This window comes from Pectobacterium peruviense, assembly GCF_002847345.1.
GTDB lineage: Bacteria > Pseudomonadota > Gammaproteobacteria > Enterobacterales > Enterobacteriaceae > Pectobacterium > Pectobacterium peruviense.
In genome coordinates this window covers 16423-34506 of record NZ_LXFV01000035.1, presented here as the reverse complement: position 1 = coordinate 34506, position 18084 = coordinate 16423, and the positions used below count along the sequence as shown (strand labels likewise).

Sequence of the window (18084 nt, the reverse complement as noted above, 5' to 3'; positions counted from 1 at the left end):
ATTGCGCCATCCCTGGCGCAAACGCTTTACTCTTCTATTCCGTTAATCCCGTTTTCGTTCTGAAAATAGGGTTGTCAACAGTCTGAAAGAAGCCTTCGGGCTTCTTTCTTTTTTGTACCACTCGCCATGTAATCCCTCCTTTTTACTGTAATCGGCACGATAGACGTGAATAGTCGTTGACTTTGCTTTTAATGATAATGAAAATCATTTCATTGCTGTCACATTGAGCGACCACCGTGAAGAGTCCCGCCGTTACCTGCCCTAATCAGCCTGAAACCTTAAGCGTTCAGCAGATTTATCATGACCACCATGCCTGGTTACAGGGATGGTTACGTCGACGTTTAGGATGTTCACAGCAGGCTGCGGATCTGGCGCAAGACACGTTTTTACGTTTGATCTGCCAACATCAGGCCGATCACATTCGTGAACCGCGTGCCTGGCTGACGACCGTGGCTCGTGGGCTGGTGGTTAACCACTGGCGACGTAGAGACATCGAGAATGCCTACCTTCAGGTGCTGGCTGAGCAAGAATTTAACTTTTCCCCTTCGCTTGAGCAGCAGGCGATGGTGGTTGATGCGCTGCTAGCCATCGACCAGATGCTGTCTACGTTGCCGGTTAAGGTGCGTCAGGCATTCTTGCTGGTGCATCTTGACGGCTTGACCTATCGGCAGGTTGCTGAACAATTAGCCGTTTCCGAGCGGATGGTAAAAAAATATATGGCACAGGCAATGCTGAATTGTCTATTTTGTCAGGACTTATGATTTCCTCTATTACTTCTTCTATTCCGAAAGATGTTCTTTATGCTGCGGCTGAGTGGTATGCGATGCTGTATGACGAAGACTGTTCCGAACACGATCGTCAGACATGGCAGCGATGGTTACATGAAGATGAAACCCATCGGCTTGCCTGGCAGCAGGTTGAACAGATTCATGCCCGTTTCCATGCGGTAGACAGCCAATTAGCTTCCTCGGTACTGAGCAAGCGGGGTGAAGAACGCCGACGTATGCTCAAATTGTTGGTTATCGCCAGCGTGACCGGAGGTATGGGTTTTAGTCTGCCGTGGGAAAGCTATGCAGCCGATTACCGCACGGGAACGGGAGAAACGCGTGAGCTCAGCATCGAAACGGGGATGACCGTCTGGTTGAATACGGATTCAGCATTGAATCAGCAGGGCAACCCCGCCTTGTCTCAGCCGCTGACGTTTCAATTGATCAAAGGTGAGTTGATGCTGGACAACCAAACGGCCCATGCTGCCCGGTTGACCACACCCCATGGCGATCTCGCTGCTGCTGCGCATTCTTGCCAATTGACGCTCCGCTACACTTCTACCCACAGCGTCCTCTCTGTTTTTAGCGGAGAGGTTTTGCTACAAACGGCAGTACCCGCTGCACAGCGCGTGACGGCGGGGCAACAGGTTACTTTTACTCGAGACAGGTGCAGTGAGCCTGCGCCCGTTGAGAATTTCCGCCAGAGCTGGCGCAAGGGGCAATTGGTCGCGGATAGCATGCCGTTAGGGCAGCTCATCAATGAAATTTCCCGCTATCATAATGGCTATTTTCATGTCGATTCTGCTGTCACAAATCTACGGATTTCGGGTGTTTTTCCGTTGAATGAAACCGACCGCCTGCTTGACGCCGTCGCACGGACGTTGCCAGTGAAGGTGAGTAGACGTTTTTCATGGTGGGTGGATATCCGCCCAAGCTAAAACACTGCTGGTATTTCGCCGATAAAACACCAAAAATATGCCCCAATTGTTAGCTGGTTGGTTATCACTCGCAGATTAAACACAAATCTGGGGCATATATATCAATCTGTTGATACCGAAAAAGGCGTAGCATACTCCACAAAGGGTATTCTCAGCGTTGCCTCTTCATACGGGATGTCATCATGCAGTTACTGAACCTGAAACAAGCTCGCCTGTTGAGCTTTTTCTTTATTATGGGTGGCCTGTTTATATTGCTGCCTTTACGCCTGCTGACCTGCTTTATTGCCGGTTTTTTGGTGTATGAAATTGTGAATTTGCTGACTCCCTATTTTCAACGGGTCATCAGTGGTAAACGCGCTCGTTGGATTGTGGTCGCAGTGATCAGTACGCTGGTAGTCAGCCTATTGAGTCTATTGTTTGGCAGCCTGGTCGGATTGTTGATGCAGGAAATGAAGGATACTGCTGCGTTCAATATACGCATTGGCTACATCCTCAATGACATCCAGCAGCAGATTATCCACTACTTACCGGGGTATCTGCCAGTCAGTATTGAAGAACTCCAACACGAGTTTCTGCAATGGGTTCAGGCGCATATTGTGATGTTGCAGAACATGGGGAGAAGTTTCCTGCATGGATTTGTGACGATGCTCATCGGTATGGTGCTTGGGGCGATTGTCTCGCTTTATAACGTCGATCCGGACACGGAGAAACCGTTACTAAAAGCGGAGTTACTGCGCCGGGTTTCGTTGCTGTCGGCATCGTTCCGCAACATTGTTTTCGCCCAGGTGAAGATCTCTGCCGTTAACACGTCGCTGTCCGCCATTTTTATTCTCGGCGCTTTGCCGCTGTGCGGTATTCATCTGCCGTTTGCCAAAACGCTGGTGGTGCTCACCTTTGTTTTTGGTTTGCTACCGGTCATCGGTAACCTGATTTCTAACTCCATCGTTTTTCTGTCTGGCTTATCTCTTTCACTGCCAATCGCGCTGGTTGCGCTGGTGTATTTGATGCTGATTCACAAGCTTGAGTATTTCCTCAATGCACAAATCGTCGGAACGAGGATCAAAGCGCATGCATGGGAAATTCTGTTGGCAATGCTGGTGTTTGAAGCGGCATTTGGCTTGTCCGGTGTGATTGCGGCTCCGATATACTACGCCTACCTGAAAAGTGAATTGAAAGAAGCTTCACTAATTTAATCCTGCATTTCGGCAGGTGATTGACGCAATCGCCTGCCATATTCTGCCATTTCCATATAGATCGCTACAACGGCGCACCAACGGCCCAATATCATCCTTTCCTAAATGATACCCTTAGCAGCATTACTATCGTCGTACGGATTCGTGAAGTATGAGTAAAGATGTTGCTGTTGTTGTTCGCCGTTTGGGATTTGCCTTGATGCTGGCGGTGATTGTGGGCCTGGTGTTACTTGCGCTGTTTATTGATGTGGTGGTGCTGAATAACGCAGTGGAGGAGATTTCCATTACTGAGTTTTCTCAGGAGGCGTTCTTATTATTGACTGGGCTGCTGTTCTTGCGCATCGCAATAAAATGGCGTGCGCGTCGAGGTGGCTATCTGCTTATCGCTGGGTTCTTTTTCTGTTTGTTGATTAGAGAAATGGACTTCTTTTTGGATAATATTGCGCATGGCAGCTGGTTCTATTTTGCCACACTGTGTGCGGTGGTCTGCATTGGCTACGCGGTGTCTTCACTAAATAATACGTTTGCTGGGCTGGCGCATTTTCTCCAGCACGCTAGCTACAGCTATATGGTGTGTGGGTTACTGGCTGTTCTGGTCTTCTCTCGCCTGTTTGGTATGACCCAGCTGTGGGGAACGCTGATGGATGATGGGTATATCAGAACCGTGAAAAACGTTGCAGAGGAAGGGGCTGAACTGTTCGGCTATACGTTGTGTCTGATCGCTGGCGTGCTGTATACCCGCTCTGTTAATCAAAAAACGACGCTCTAAATAAATCAACCCAATGCGAGATTGGGTTGATTGTTAAGAATACTTGTTTTCAATAAACGATGATCTTCAATAAACGATGGTCTTCGATTAATGCTGTGGAGTAGCAACCTGCGGTTTCGCCTCTTCTGGCTGAACACCTAATGGGTTGTTGCCCCAGCACTTCTCATATTCCCAGCCTGTCAGCTCTTCAGCAACAACACGAGCATGAGCTGGGATATCGGCAATGGCACCGCCTGCTTTGATACGTGCAATTTCTTCCAGCAGAATGGCGTGGTTCTTACGATCCAGCTTCATCTGCGTCGTGTAGTAAATCGCAACCAGTGCAAGAGCGATAACGCCCAGTGAGAACACGCCAACAATCGCCTGTACGGCAGATTCCGGCTGTACCGACTGTCCGGATACAAAGCCAAATTGGCTCAGCGTCCAACCCATTGCGAAGACGATGACGGAACGGACCATTTTGCCCGCAAACGTCATTGCGCCTGCGTAAATACCTTCACGGCGACGTCCAGTCAGAACTTCATCCACATCGGCGAGGAAGGTATAAACCGTCCAGGGAATGTAGTAAATACCGCCAGTGCTGAGGCCAAATACAGCAGTAATGGCAAACAGGACGAAGATAGTCATGTCTTCTGACCAGTTCGCAAAATAGAGCGCCGCATAAGCGATTACGCTGACAATCACCACCATCAACGCCAGACGGAACGGCCGTGCAAAGCCCATTTTGACACAGATACCGATGAAGGCTGCGGTAGATATGAGCTGCATGACTGAACTGAAACTGTTGAGGTGTGACACCAGCGCGGTGTTCTGTTTCAGGCCAAAAACGATGAAGTAGGTAAACGCGGAAGCGAAAAGCCATTCAGCGCCGAAACCAAACAGGTACATTCCCAGATGCTTGCGGAAGATGCGCAGGCGGAAAGTGGAGACCATATCCACACTCAGCTTTTTCATGGCTTGCCACAGGCTTGATGTGCTTTCACGGACAATTTCGTTTACCGGACGTTCCCAGGATGTCATATAAAGCGCGATCATCGCCGCAGCCATAATAGCACCGTAGACCAGGCCGGTGTAGAAAAATGGCGTTGCTGAATCTTTACCGTAGACGGCAATAAACTGCCCCGGAATGAACGCTGCCAGGAAGTTGGCGATTTTACCGAAAATGGCTTTAGAACCTGTCAGCTTAGACCGCAGTTTAAAGTCGGAGGTCATTTCGGTAGCCAGCGTCTCATACGGCACCATGATCGAGGTATAAATCAGCTCGAACAGCACGTATGTCGCCAGATAATACCAGAAGCCAAAGCCTTCAACCCATAGCATGGGGTAGACCAGAACCAGTGGAGCACCTAGCAGAATAAAGAAGCGTCGTCGACCAAATCGGCGACCAATACGGGTGTTGTAAAAATTATCACTGATGTACCCCATGATGGGGTTACTGATAGCGTCAATGATGCTGGCGACGGAGAAAATAGCAGCAGCCTGAACCAATGTTAAACCACAAAATGTGGTGTAAAAGTACATCAGCCATGCGCCGCTGATAGCAAGCGCGCCACTGCCGAGCAGGTTCGCGCTGCCGTAGCAGAACGTATGTTTAAAAGAGATTGGTTTATTCATGATCAGCCTAATTACAAATATGAAACAATATTTCAGTTCGATTGAACTATCATTTCTTTATAATTTGCTCTATTGAAAAGAAAGTAAACTGACGATCACGCTTTTGAGTGCTTTTAATAACGATCTGTCAGGTGGATCATGAAATAAGATATTTTAATTTGATTTTTATAATTTTCTGATTTTTGTTTTATGTTCTTAATTTACAAAGTTTGTAGGTTTACTACAACAGCGCCGTACACGTATTGATTTGCGGAGAGACGATAGTGGGCGCTACCCCACAAATCGATAGCATGGTGTGAAATAACGCATTGACCTCAGAGAGGAAATGTCGTCATCATCCCGCCCAGTTTACTTTATCGTATTCCCTCATCAGGAGCCGTAACGTGAGTCATTTGCTGGTCTATGCCATTATTTATGTGATTTTTATTGCTGTGGTTGGGTTGTTTGCTTTTCAGGCCTGGTTGCCTTCTTCTGCGCCGCGTGGATTGAGAGATCGTGCAGGTATTCTGGTCGGGGTATTACGGTGTGTTACGTTGTTTCTTGTCGTTTCCGCGTTGCAGATTCTGTTTCCCAATTCGCTGCTGGATAAGCTTGTTTGGCTGGTGGCCGCAGCGATGTTAGTGATCGCGGTTATCGGCGGGGGAATGAGCTGGTCATCGCTGCCGTGGTTGGATGAAACAAAAGGTAAAAGCCGCACTCTGTCACTGGGTGCCCAAAGTGCGGTATATCTTGTGTTGCTTGGGTTTATCGTTATTTAAAGTCTTGTACCAGTGCAGCTACGGTGTTCTTTGCGCCGTGATCGCGCAGCTTCAAATAAGCCTGTGCGATAGCGTTAAATACATCGTGGTTTGCAGGCAGATCCTCACCAAAAATAGAACGAATATTGAGAAACGCACTGACCCGCTCGGCGCTATCTGACGTCTCTGCAACGATGTGTTCGAGCTTCTCCGCTAGCGGATCGCGGATTTCGATAGGATTACCTGCATCATCTTTTCCACTGACATAACGCATCCAGCCAGCGATCCCCAATGCCAGAACACGATAGTCCCCTCCATTACACACATGCCAGCGTAGGGATTCCAACATGCGCTGAGGCAGCTTCTGTGAACCGTCCATCGCGATTTGCCAGGTTCGATGCTTGAGCGCGGGGTTAGAAAAACGGGTAAGCAACTGAACGGCATAGTCTTTCAGGTCAATATCCACCACGCTGAGCGTCGGTGCCTGCTCCAGCAGCATCAGATGAGACACGGTCCGACGATAGTTCTCGTCATTCATACAATCACTGACGTGATCATAACCGGCGAGATAGCCCAAATAGGCTAAAAACGAGTGACTGCCGTTCAACATGCGCAGTTTCATTTCTTCAAATGGTAGAACATCCTGCACCAGCTGTACGCCTGCTTTTTCCCACTCTGGGCGTCCGGCCGTGAAATGATCTTCAATCACCCATTGAATAAAGGGCTCACAGGCTATTGCGCAGGGATCGGTTACGCCAAGATGCTCGGCAATTTCCTGCAATGCTTCAGGCGTCGCAGCAGGGACAATGCGGTCCACCATCGTATTTGGGAAGGATACATTAGCCTTGATCCACTCGATCAGATTCTGATCGTTGATCCCCGCAGATTCCAGCACTGCGTTTTTGGCCGTTTTGCCATTTTCCGGTACGTTATCGCAGGACAGTACGGTGAACGGCGCGATCCCACGTTCGTGACGCAGGCGCAGCGCTTCTGCCAGTAACCCCGGTACGGAGGCGGGATGTTGGGGATCGATAAGATCCTGTTGAATCAATTTATTGTTACGATCCAACTTGCCGCTCGTTCCATCCATGCAATAGCCTTTTTCGGTAATTGTCAGGGAAACGATGGCAGTTTCTGGCGCAGCGAGTTTCTCAATAATAGCGCCAATGCCTTCTATTTTGGCATGTAACGATTCGCACACGGCACCGACGACAATTGGCTGATTGCCCGTTGCGGCTTTTTCCAGCACGGTAAACAGGTGATCCTGCTGACGAAGCGCATTGATCATGGTGTCGTCACTGAATAGCACGACTTCACAAATCCCCCAGTCTCCTCCCACCATATTCAGCACGCGATCGGTGAGCAGCGCCTGATGAGCGCGATGGAAAGCGCCAAAACCGATATGGACGATGCGCGGCTTCAGTGCCTGGCGATCGTAGTGGGGAAATTGAACGCTGGCAGGCAATTCGCAGGCGGCGATATTTTTTATTTTATCAGTCATTTATTGCGCTTTCGGGTGGGTGATCCATGACGTTAAAAGTAGCTGTGATTTACGGGCGGTGCAATACGCGACGCGCAGATAGGTTACGGTGCGCACGTTTTTTTCTCTGCGCAAATTTTAGCGCTTTTTCAGATTAGGTTCAGCGGCAGTGTGCGGTTTTGTGAGGGGGCTCCAGCGTAATAATGTAACGCTGAAATTTAGTCTTGTTTTTACTAACTTATCTCCATTTCTTCTACATCATCAAGTGCCTTTCCCGATTGCAGTCTGCTATTTTGTTTCGATATTTCCTCACTCCAACGATCAACAAAAAGGCCTGTAAGATGAAACTTGAGTCCCTCGCGCTACATCATGGTTATGAATCTGAAGCGACAACGAAGTCCGCCGCAGTGCCGATTTATCAAACGACCTCTTACACTTTTGACGACACACAGCACGGTGCCGATCTGTTTGATCTGAAGGTGGCGGGCAATATCTATAGCCGTATCATGAACCCGACGAACGCGGTGCTGGAACAGCGGCTGGCGGCTATTGAGGGCGGGATCGGTGCGCTGGTGCTTTCATCCGGCATGGCGGCAATTGCCTATTCGCTTCAGGCGCTCACGCAGGTTGGGGACAATATTGTCAGCACCAGCCAACTGTATGGTGGCACCTATAACCTGTTTGCTCACACGTTGCCGCGTCAGGGTGTTGAAGTGCGAATGGCTTCTTTCGATGATTTTACGACGCTAGAATCGCTGATTGATGAGCGCACCCGCGCCGTTTTTTGTGAATCTATCGGGAATCCGGCGGGAAATATCGTGGACATTGCTAAAATCGCGGAGATTGCACATCGCCATGGTGTTCCGGTGATTGTCGATAACACCGTGGCGACGCCCGTGCTGTGCCGACCTTTTGAGCACGGCGCAGATATCGTCGTTCACTCGCTGACCAAATATATTGGCGGTCATGGCACCACGATCGGCGGTGCGATTATCGATTCTGGCAAGTTTGACTGGGTCGCGAATAAAGCACGTTTCCCGTTATTGAACGAGCCTGATCCTTCTTATCACGGTGTGGTGTATACCGATGCTTTCGGTCCCGCGGCCTATATCGGACGCTGCCGTGTGGTGCCGCTGCGTAATACTGGCGCGGCGCTTTCTCCTCACAGCACGTTCTTGTTGTTGCAGGGATTGGAAACGCTTAGCCTGCGTGTTGAACGCCATTGCAGCAATGCGGAAGCGTTGGCTGGCTACCTGAATCAGCATCCTCTGGTGACTTGGGTGAACTATGGCGCATTGCCAGATAGCCCTTACAAGGAAAACTGCGACAAAATTACCTCGGGTAAGGCGTCTGGAATTATCAGCTTTGGCATCAAAGGTGGGAAAGCATCGGGTGGCCATTTTATTGATGCGCTGAAGATGATCTTACGGCTGGTCAATATTGGCGATGCTAAATCGCTTGCGTGCCATCCGGCAAGTACTACGCACCGGCAGTTGAATGCGGAAGAGCTGGCGAAAGCGGGAGTGAGTGAGGATCTGGTTAGAATTTCAGTCGGCATTGAACATATTGACGACATCATCGCTGATGTGGCACAGGCGCTGGAAGCCTCGCAGAAAAGTTAAACGGTAGGGGGCTTGAGAAACACGTTGGAAACCTGAATCGGTTTCCAACGTGTCATAGCGATTACGAACGGTTAGCGTTGGCTTCTGTCGTAGTCGTCTGTGGCTCAACGGGGGCAGCGTTTTGCACTGCATTGAGGCTGTCTTGTAGCTGTGCTTCCGGTGCTTCTTGTTGTGTTTCTGGTGTAGCAGGTGCTGCAGCAGATTCAACTGGGATTGCCGGTGTGGCTTGTTCGATCAGACCATTGATTTTGGTCGGCATACCAGAACGTACCTGAATTGCCTGATCGACTTCGCTGGTGTTCACGCTAGCATCAGCCAGAACCTTGCTCACTTTTGGCGTCATGCTGATCGGTGCCGGAGAATCAGAATGGAATTCTTCTACCGTGCGGGACAGCGGATTGTGAACTTCGACATAGCGTGAACCATCCGGCTCAACAGTGGCTTTCACCGGCTCGTTGATGAATTGAACACGCGTACCGACTGGAACATGGTCGAACAGGTATTTGATATCATCAGCACGCAGACGAACACAGCCGTGGCTTACGCGCAGGCCGATACCGAAATTGGCGTTGGTGCCGTGGATCGCGTACAGGTTGCCGATGTACAGCGCATACAGCCCCATTGGGTTATCTGGGCCAGCTGGGAAAACTTTTTGCAGCGTTTCGCCGCGTGCCGCATATTCTGCGTGCATCTTCGCGGTTGGTGTCCAGGTTGGACCTGCTTTCTTACGCTGAACGGAGGTTGTCCAGTTAATCGGCGTATCTTTACCTAACTCACCAATCCCGATTGGCAGCACGATCACGGTCTTGGAGCCTTTCGGATAGTAGTACAGACGCATTTCTGCGCTGTTGATGACAATGCCTTCACGCGGTGCATCCGGCAGAATTAACTGATGAGGAATCACCATTTTGCTGCCAGGAATTGGCAGGTAAACGTCCGCATCTGGGTTGGCTTCCATCATGTTGCTCAGACCCATTTGGAACTGTGCGGCAAAATGCTCCAACGGCTGCGTGCTATCTGCCGGTACGGTGATTTCCAGATTCTCGCCTATCAGTCGGCTGTTAGCCGCTGGCAGGGGATAAACAACGGCAAAAGCGGCCTGGCTGAATGTGGCGGCTGCAAGAACTAAAGTAAAGATCGCGCGAATACTCATTTTCATTTCTTTATTTGAGTGATAAATGCGCCTCCGAATAGGGAGGCCGGGCTGCTAAGGTCGATAACGACCGGATGCGCATTATATGTGCAGAATGGCCTTTGAGGGAAACAACATGTGCAACTAATCACACTTTTTGACGCACCAATGAGAAAGCCGGTTTATCGAGTATACCGCTAACTCAGTTTTCCCCTTCCAGCGTGGGTTTTTGAAAGCGGCGATTAGCCAGTACTGGAAGAGCCCGACGAGCGTACGCCAGCCGTTCTGGCTCAATGTTGGCATAGATAAGAGCGGGTGTTTCCGGTGCCTGAACCACGACAACGCCCAGAGGATCGACAACCATGCTGTTGCCAATATTCTTGACGCCGCATTCGCCAACGGCAACGAGATAAGTGGTGTTTTCCAGCGCTCGTGCGCGCACCAGTAGCTCCCAATGCGCTTCTTTCAGCGGCCCCTTAATCCAGGCGGAAGGGAGGACGAGTACGTCTGCGCCGTCCAGCACCAGACGACGAGCAAGCTCAGGGAAGCGAATGTCGTAGCAGGTCATCAACCCGACGTTTAGTCCGGCGATGCTCAACAGCGGTGGAATCGCTTCACCTGCCAGTACATTTTCCGACTCTTGTACGGAAAACGCATCATACAAGTGCAACTTTCGGTATTGAGCGATGATCTCGCCATTGCGCAGCGCCAGTAGCGTATTCCAGACTTTCCCTTCTCCGTTCGGGATATGCACACACAGCATGGTCGTCAGGTTGTTGTCCTTGCTGGCTTCCAGCAGATGCGACACAAACGGGCCATAAAGCGGCTGAGCGGCGGTTAGCACCATGTTGGGGTTGGTGATATCGCGAGCCAGCACGCCTTCAGGCAGCACCAGCAGATCGGCACCGTTTTGCTGTGCTGCTGACATGAATTCAGCGATTGTTGTGGCGTTTTGTTGCCACTCGCGGTCAACGGCGAATTGTCCCAGCGCGACTTTCATTATTGCTCCTTCTTTGCCTGATTAATCACGTTTGGCTGGCATCATGCGCAGCAACGTGTTGTCTTTCATGACATAGTGGTGGAACAGGGCGGCTGCGGTATGCAGTGCAATGAGCCAGTACCCTAACGGTGCCAGAGTTTCATGCCAGCCAATCAGTGTTTCAGCGAGCTCGAAATTCGGCGTAGCAGATGTTGGCATTCCGATACCAAAAAGCATCCAGTCGCGGCCGTTGTAGTAGCGTGAGGCAACGCCCAATATCGGCAGCGTGATAAACAGCAGGTAAATAACGGCGTGAGTGAGTGAACCTAGTGCACTCTGCAAACGGGACGGAGGTGGCGTAATCGCGGGTGAGGTATGCCGATGGCGTAAGAACAGACGAGCCAGCATAAGAACCAGTATGGCTACGCCACAGCTAAAGTGCGTCACGATCATCACGGTGCGCAGCAGTGAACCTCGTTCAGCAAATCCGCGTAGTTCTATCGTGGCATAGGTAACAACGAGCAAAATAAAAACCAGCCAGTGCAGTGCAATCTGCGATGGTGCGAACTTTCCTTTCATGTTTCATCCTCTGCAACGTTGAGATCGATTTAACACCGTAACGAGCGAATAATCCCATAAAGTATAAGGTAACGCGCTTCTTGTCAGCCCTTCTTTACCCTGCCTGACAAACTGGATTATCCGCGTTGGATTTTTTGGTATTAATCCCAGTTTGCTGCTCCGTTTGTCGTAGGGATCAGCAGATAAAATCGCATTGATGAGCCAGTACGAAGGGGAGCGTGAGAGTAAACGCAGAGATAAAAAAACCGGCCGAAGCCGGTTTGGAGGGAAAAGGTTATTCCTGCGGGTTTTTCTCTGCCTTGCCTGCCATCATGGTCAGGAAGTCAAAGCGACGGCGCAGATCCAGTTCTGCCTCTTCATAGAGCCGCGCGGTTTCTTCCGGCATCATGTTATTCAGGCGGCGGAAGCGTTGTTCTTTCAACAGCGTTTCGCTCAGGCTGCTTGATGGCGGACGAGAATCCGTCACTAACGCGGCTTTACCTTCTTCGGTGCGACGTGGGTCGAAGCGATAGAGTGGCCAGAAGCCGGTAGCCGTCAGTTGACGCATCTGATCGTGGCTGAATGCCAAATCGTAGCCGTGTTCTTCACACGGGCTGTAGGCGATAATCAGTGACGGACCCGGCCAGGCTTCGGCTTCCTGAATCGCTTTCACGGTCTGGTTCAACTGTGCACCCAGCGAGATCTGCGCGACATACACGTGACCGTACATCATGACGTTGATGCCCAGATCTTTACGCGCTTTGCGTTTACCTTTCTCACCAAATTTGGTCACTGCGCCCAGTGGTGTCGCTTTGGACTGTTGGCCGCCGGTGTTGGAATAACATTGCGTATCCAGCACCATCACGTTGACGTTTTCGCTCAGGCTCATGACGTGATCTAACCCGCCGTAGCCGATGTCATACGCCCAACCGTCACCACCGATGAGCCAGATGGATTTATCGACAAAGTGATCAGCTTCGCTCGCCAGCACCTTGGCGTCAGTATCATTGATGGCTGCCAGCAATCCACGCAGTTGCTCAATCTGCTGACGGCGCAGATCGGGCGCGATAGACTCTTCCTGCAACGCACTGACCAGATCCTGCGGTAGCTGCGGTGCCAGTTTATTGAGCAGGCGCACGGCGCGCTGACGGTGTTGATCGACGCTCAGACGGAAGCCCAGGCCGAATTCGGCGTTATCCTCGAACAGCGAGTTAGCCCAGGCCGGACCGCGACCGTTGGCATCGGTAGTCCACGGTGTGGTAGGCAGGTTACCGCCATAAATAGACGAGCAGCCCGTCGCATTCGCTACCAGCAGACGATCGCCATAGAGCTGCGTCAACAGCTTGATGTACGGCGTTTCGCCACAGCCGGAGCAGGCACCGGAATACTCGAACAGCGGTGAAATCAGCTGAGAAGTACGGATATCAATACGTTCCAGCGTGGATTTGTCGATTTCCGGCAGTTGCAGGAAGAAATCGAAGTTCTCTTTTTCCACCGTCAAATTATCCAGACGGGATTCCATATTGATGGCTTTGATTTCTGGGTTCTGACGGTCTTTGGCCGGACAGACTTCCACACATAAATTACAGCCAGTGCAGTCTTCTGGTGCGACCTGCAAAACATATTTCTGGCCGCGCATGTCGCGCGCTTTCACATCCAGAGATTGCAGTGAAGCTGGTGCATTCTCCATCGCATCCGGCTGCACAACTTTGGCGCGAATAGCCGAGTGCGGGCAGGCGGCAACACAGTGGTTACACTGCGTACAGAGCTGCGGCTGCCATAGCGGAATCTCTTCCGCGATATTACGTTTTTCCCACTTGGTGGTGCCGGTTGGCCAGGTGCCATCGGGCGGGAGGGCAGAAACGGGAAGCGTATCACCCAGCCCAGCCAGCATCGCGGCTGTGACAGTCTTGACGAAATCAGGTGCGGCGTCGGAAACCACTGGTGGCCACTGCGGGCTGTCTGGGTTGACGGCTTCTCGCGGGACTTCTGCCAGCGCTTCCAGGGTGGCGCTCAGCGCCTGCCAGTTACGTTCAACCAGTTCCTGACCTTTACTGCCGTAGCTCTTGGCGATGGCGGTACGCAGTTTTTCTACCGCGACATCCGCTGGCAGAATCTGTGACAGGTGGAAGAACGCCATCTGCATAACGGTGTTAATACGCGCACCCAAATGGCATTCGCGGGCAATTTTAGCGGCGTTGATACAGTACACGCGTGCGTTGCGCTGGTTCAGTCCTGCCTGTACTTCCTGCGGCAAACGGTGCCACAGATCGTCGCTGCTATATGGCGAGTTGATCAGGAAAACGCCACCGGGTTTCAGCCGCTCGACCATGCTGTATTTGTCGATAAACTGCCACTGATGACAGGCGACGAAATCGGCCTGATCGATCAGATAGGCTGAGTTGATCGGGTGTGGGCCAACGCGCATGTGGGAAACGGTGAGGCTACCGGCCTTTTTCGAGTCATAAACAAAGTAGCCTTGCACAAACATCGGGGTGGTTTCACCGACGATTTTGATCGCATTCTTGGTCGCAGAAACGGTGCCGTCACTGCCCAAACCGTAGAACAGAGCCTCTAGTGATGCACTACTTGGAAAATGCTGTTCCGGCAGCGGCAGAGATAAGTTAGTGACATCGTCATAAATCCCCACGGTAAAGCGAGGTCGTGGGTTAGCGAGTGCTAACTCATTAAAGATTGCCTGTATGCACTGCGGGGTAAATTCTTTGGAAGACAGCCCGTAACGTCCACCAATCACGCGTGGCATAAGTGAACGCTCACCAGCGGAGAACGCCTCGGCTAGCGAGGTCATCACATCGAGATACAGCGGCTCTGCCAATGCCCCCGGCTCTTTAGTACGATCCAGTACTGCAATGCTCTTCGCCGTTTGTGGAATGACAGCCAGAAAATGTTTGGCAGAGAACGGGCGATACAGGCGAATTTTCACCACGCCGACTTTCTCGCCGCGCATCAATAGCGTATCGACCACTTCTTCGCAGGTGCCTACGCCGGATCCCATCAGGATGACGATTTTGGTCGCTTCCGGGTGGCCGTAGTATTCAAACGGTTGGTACTGGCGTCCTGTCGCGGCGGCGAAATCGTTCATCGCCTGCTCAACGTGCCCATAGCCTGCGTCATACCACCGGTTAGTGGCTTCACGTGCCTGGAAGAAAGTATCTGGATTAGAGGCGGTACCACGAATTACTGGACGTTCCGGTGTGAGTGCTCGCTCACGGTGAGCATCAATGGCCTGCTGTGGCAGAAGCTGGAGGAGCACATCATCACTCAGCGGTTCAATCTTATTAATTTCGTGCGAGGTACGGAAACCGTCGAAGAAATGGATAAACGGAAGACGGCTGTTCAAGCTGGCGATCTGTGAAATCAGCGCAAAATCCTGTGCTTCCTGCACATTGCTGGCACACAGCATCGCGCAACCCGTCTGGCGTACCGCCATGACGTCCGAGTGATCGCAGAAGATGGATAGTGCATGCGTCGCAACCGTACGCGCCGCGACGTGCAAGACGAATGGGGTTAGCTCACCGGCCAGCTTATACAGCGTTGGGATCATAAGCAGCAGACCCTGCGATGAGGTAAACGTGGTGGCGAGTGTGCCCGTCTGCAATGCGCCGTGGACGGTAGCGATCGCGCCGCCTTCAGATTGCATTTCAACAACGCGGGGCGTGTCTCCCCATATATTCAGCCCGCCGTCGCTCGACCACGCAGCTGCGTGCTCAGCCATGCTGGAGCTGGGAGTAATGGGGTAGATGGCGATGACTTCATTGCTTCGCCACGCCACAGAGGCGACTGCGTTATTACCGTCGGTGGTGATCATGACCTATAGCCTTCTTGCTCACTAAGCCTTTCATTTTACATGGTCTTTTCGGGCGATGAAAATGACTGGGCATAAACGAAAATACGATTTTTATCGGAGGATTATCGCATTTCAGGAAAAAAGAGGGTGGAACGATGTATGCGGAGTTGTATCAATATGTGTTTTATCCCCGTCATACCTCAAGCTATCTTTCTGCGCGCTGTTTTCATGATGATGAAGAGCCCGCGTTTCCGAAAGATGGGTGTTATTATACACCTCAGCGCTGGTTGATGTCTTTTTGTACCTATTCAAGAGTACGGGGGCGTGATTTTGTTTGCTCATTGCAGTCATGACAGGTAGCGTGCTTATACTAAAATAACATCTGCAATGAATGTATGAAGGAACCGAACGATGGCAAATGATGAAATAAAAAATAAATTGGTTTCCGTACTGGCTTCACAACAGGCGCAGGGAAAAACGCCAGAACAGGCCGTCGAACATATCCTTCAGGCATTGGGTGGGCGAGCGGGTGATGTGTCCAGGATTTCAGTTTTGACGTCGACATTAATTGCTGATGTGCTTTATACCGTGTATCAAGATGCGATAACACATCAGGAGATTGCGGTGATTTTACGCAAATTGTGTTACGCCGCTCGCGACATTGCCGTCGCATCACACGCCATCTACCCTCAGTTGACGGTGCAAGAAATTGGCCAGCTTTTGCAGAGCCCAGAGATTTATCCGACGATCGATCGCGCTGCGCTACTCGATGCGTTGACCTACGCAAACTTTTCCAAAACGGAAGGCGAGCAGGCTGCTGATGCTCTCGGTGTTTAATACCAGAGCGATTCGATACCAGAACAGTACCGAAGAGTAGACAGCCAGACTCGTGATTTTCCTATAGCCGCTAGCGGACTATTGTTCGATAGCGGTGACTTTAACGTCCTTGACCCAAGCGTGACTCCCGCTATTTCCTGATGCCGTCGTCAGGGCGTACAACCCCACTTTAGCGCCGACCCACTTGCCAGGGCCTGCGGCGAAATGTTCGTCAAGCGTACAGTATTCCCCGTCATCGCCCAGCCAGGCGAACTGGCAAATAGCATTCTGCCGCACGGTGACGCGCAGGGTGATGTTCCGCTGTCCGGGCAATACGGCCAGAGGTTTCTGATATTGCTCCAACTGCTGTGCGTCACTCATCCAGCCAAATCCAGTCACTAATTCAAGGCCTTCCGCACTTTTCTCAACGCCGAGAAAAGCGAAGCGTTCGCCATAAATAATCAGGCCGCAGCGATCGCCTATCTGCTCAAGAACCGGTGTCAGGTGTGTCGTCACCACGAATTCTTCTGCTGGAAATTTTTGCATCAGCAAATTAGGGACGTCATACCATGACGGTTCGCCCGCGCGGACAGGCATAGGCTGACAGAATAGCTTGAGCCCCGGCTGAGTGAGTTTCAGCCAGCGTGCTTCGGGGTTTGCTTGCCACTGCCATTGCTTTCCCAGTGTGGCTGAAGAAAAATCGTCGGAGGTTAATGGCTGCTGTATGACAACAGGAGTATTAACACGAGGTTTGAGGGCTTCCAGCACCGGTTGTCCTAATCCCTGAGAATTATGCTGTTCGCCGATCAGCGGCCAGTCATCCTGCCAATGCATCGGCTGCAGATGGACAACCCGGCCATAGGCATGGCGATCCTGAAAATGCACGAACCAGCTTTCGCCGTTATCTAATTCGACCCAGCCGCCCTGATGCGGGCCATTAACTGATGTGGTTCCCTGATGCAGAACGATCTTGCTCTGCCACGGCCCATTCAGCGAACGTGCGCGCAGCACTGTTTGCCAGCCGGTGGGAACGCCACCCGCTGGGGCGAAAATGTAATACCAGTCGTTGCGCTTATACAGCTTCGGCCCTTCGATGGTTGGCTGTGTTGCCTGACCATCGATAACGATCCTTCCTTCATCAAGCAGAGATCTGCCATCCTCGGCCATCTTGCACAGTTGCAGCAGATGTTTCTTGCCACTGCGGCTGAAGGCGAAAGCGTGGATCAGCCAGGCGGTACCGTCATCGTCCCAGAACGGGCACGGATCGATCCAGCCTTTAACCTGCTTCAGGCAATGCGGTGTGCTCCATTTGCCTCTGGGATCGTCCGCCTGTGACATAAAGATCCCTTCGTCGGGCGTGCTGAAAAACACCCAGAACTTTCCAGCATGATAACGAATGCTGGGGGCCCATACGCCTTTGCCCGGCTGAAATTGTTCATATCCTGGTAGATCAAGTTGGCTGAATACGTGATTGATCAGTGTCCAGTTCACCAGATCCTGAGAATGCAGGATTGGTAACGCAGGCATGTGGTTAAAGCTGGACGACACCATGTAAAAGTCATCGCCGACGCGCACGATGTCAGGATCGGAATAATCGGCGCATAAAATCGGATTTTTATAACGTCCATTGCCCAAGTCTGGGTTCCAGGGAGAATGTGTTGTACTCATGTC

Annotated in this window: 14 protein-coding genes; 7 read left to right on the top strand and 7 right to left on the bottom strand. The window is 51.3% G+C overall.

Annotated features, from left to right (window positions below):
• Window positions 1–236: 236 nt before the first annotated feature.
• From A0G03_RS19925 to A0G03_RS19910, 4 genes are all read left to right on the top strand, one after another.
• Window positions 237–761 carry a sigma-70 family RNA polymerase sigma factor gene (locus tag A0G03_RS19925; protein ID WP_048258812.1) on the top strand — a complete coding sequence of 175 codons (525 nt, stop codon included), beginning with the start codon at window positions 237–239 and terminating at the stop codon, window positions 759–761.
• Entirely contained in the window at window positions 758–1705 is a 948-nt protein-coding gene (locus A0G03_RS19920) for a FecR domain-containing protein (RefSeq protein WP_048258813.1), read from the top strand. Before A0G03_RS19925 ends, A0G03_RS19920 begins: the two co-directional genes overlap by 4 nt.
• Window positions 1706–1887: 182 nt before the next feature.
• A complete protein-coding gene (locus A0G03_RS19915) occupies window positions 1888–2898 on the top strand; it encodes an AI-2E family transporter (protein ID WP_048258814.1) in 1011 nt (336 codons plus the stop codon).
• Between the two features lie 151 nt (window positions 2899–3049).
• Window positions 3050–3667, top strand: a complete 618-nt coding sequence (locus A0G03_RS19910) for a hypothetical protein (RefSeq protein ID WP_048258816.1) — start codon at window positions 3050–3052, stop codon at window positions 3665–3667.
• Window positions 3668–3754: 87 nt separating this feature from the next.
• Here A0G03_RS19910 and A0G03_RS19905 read toward each other — a convergent pair whose 3' ends face one another.
• Window positions 3755–5281 carry an MFS transporter gene (locus tag A0G03_RS19905; RefSeq protein WP_048258817.1) on the bottom strand — a complete coding sequence of 509 codons (1527 nt, stop codon included), beginning with the start codon at window positions 5279–5281 and terminating at the stop codon, window positions 3755–3757.
• Between the two features lie 383 nt (window positions 5282–5664).
• On the opposite strand from A0G03_RS19905, the gene A0G03_RS19900 reads away from it, so the two are divergent.
• Window positions 5665–6039, top strand: coding sequence for a hypothetical protein (locus tag A0G03_RS19900; protein WP_048258818.1), 375 nt, complete (start codon window positions 5665–5667; stop codon window positions 6037–6039).
• Here A0G03_RS19900 and A0G03_RS19895 read toward each other — a convergent pair.
• On the bottom strand, window positions 6032–7519 hold the full coding sequence (locus A0G03_RS19895; protein WP_048258819.1) for a mannitol dehydrogenase family protein: 1488 nt from the start codon (window positions 7517–7519) through the stop codon (window positions 6032–6034). The genes A0G03_RS19900 and A0G03_RS19895 overlap by 8 nt on opposite strands.
• Before the next feature lie 320 nt (window positions 7520–7839).
• On the opposite strand from A0G03_RS19895, the gene A0G03_RS19890 reads away from it, so the two are divergent.
• On the top strand, window positions 7840–9120 hold the full coding sequence (locus A0G03_RS19890) for an O-acetylhomoserine aminocarboxypropyltransferase/cysteine synthase family protein (protein ID WP_048258820.1): 1281 nt from the start codon (window positions 7840–7842) through the stop codon (window positions 9118–9120).
• A 61-nt stretch (window positions 9121–9181) separates the two neighbouring features.
• On the opposite strand, the gene A0G03_RS19885 is transcribed toward A0G03_RS19890, so the two are convergent.
• The 4 genes from A0G03_RS19885 to nifJ all read right to left on the bottom strand — a co-directional run bounded on the left by A0G03_RS19885 (window position 9182) and on the right by nifJ (window position 15618).
• Complete coding sequence (locus A0G03_RS19885; RefSeq protein ID WP_048258821.1) at window positions 9182–10273, bottom strand: L,D-transpeptidase family protein; 1092 nt, start codon at window positions 10271–10273, stop codon at window positions 9182–9184.
• Between the two features lie 181 nt (window positions 10274–10454).
• Window positions 10455–11252 carry a deaminated glutathione amidase gene (locus tag A0G03_RS19880; protein WP_048258822.1) on the bottom strand — a complete coding sequence of 266 codons (798 nt, stop codon included), beginning with the start codon at window positions 11250–11252 and terminating at the stop codon, window positions 10455–10457.
• Between the two features lie 21 nt (window positions 11253–11273).
• Entirely contained in the window at window positions 11274–11810 is a 537-nt protein-coding gene (gene cybB, locus A0G03_RS19875; protein ID WP_048258823.1) for a cytochrome b561, read from the bottom strand.
• A gap of 274 nt (window positions 11811–12084) precedes the next feature.
• Window positions 12085–15618 carry a pyruvate:ferredoxin (flavodoxin) oxidoreductase gene (nifJ, locus tag A0G03_RS19870; protein ID WP_048258824.1) on the bottom strand — a complete coding sequence of 1178 codons (3534 nt, stop codon included), beginning with the start codon at window positions 15616–15618 and terminating at the stop codon, window positions 12085–12087.
• A 390-nt stretch (window positions 15619–16008) separates the two neighbouring features.
• Here nifJ and A0G03_RS19865 point away from each other — a divergent pair, with 390 nt between their 5' ends.
• Window positions 16009–16434: a hypothetical protein gene (locus A0G03_RS19865; protein ID WP_048258825.1), complete on the top strand. Its 426-nt coding sequence runs from the start codon at window positions 16009–16011 to the stop codon at window positions 16432–16434.
• Between the two features lie 78 nt (window positions 16435–16512).
• On the opposite strand, the gene A0G03_RS19860 is transcribed toward A0G03_RS19865, so the two are convergent.
• Window positions 16513–18081 carry a glycoside hydrolase family 43 protein gene (locus A0G03_RS19860; RefSeq protein ID WP_048258826.1) on the bottom strand — a complete coding sequence of 523 codons (1569 nt, stop codon included), beginning with the start codon at window positions 18079–18081 and terminating at the stop codon, window positions 16513–16515.
• Between the last annotated feature and the right edge of the window lie 3 nt (window positions 18082–18084).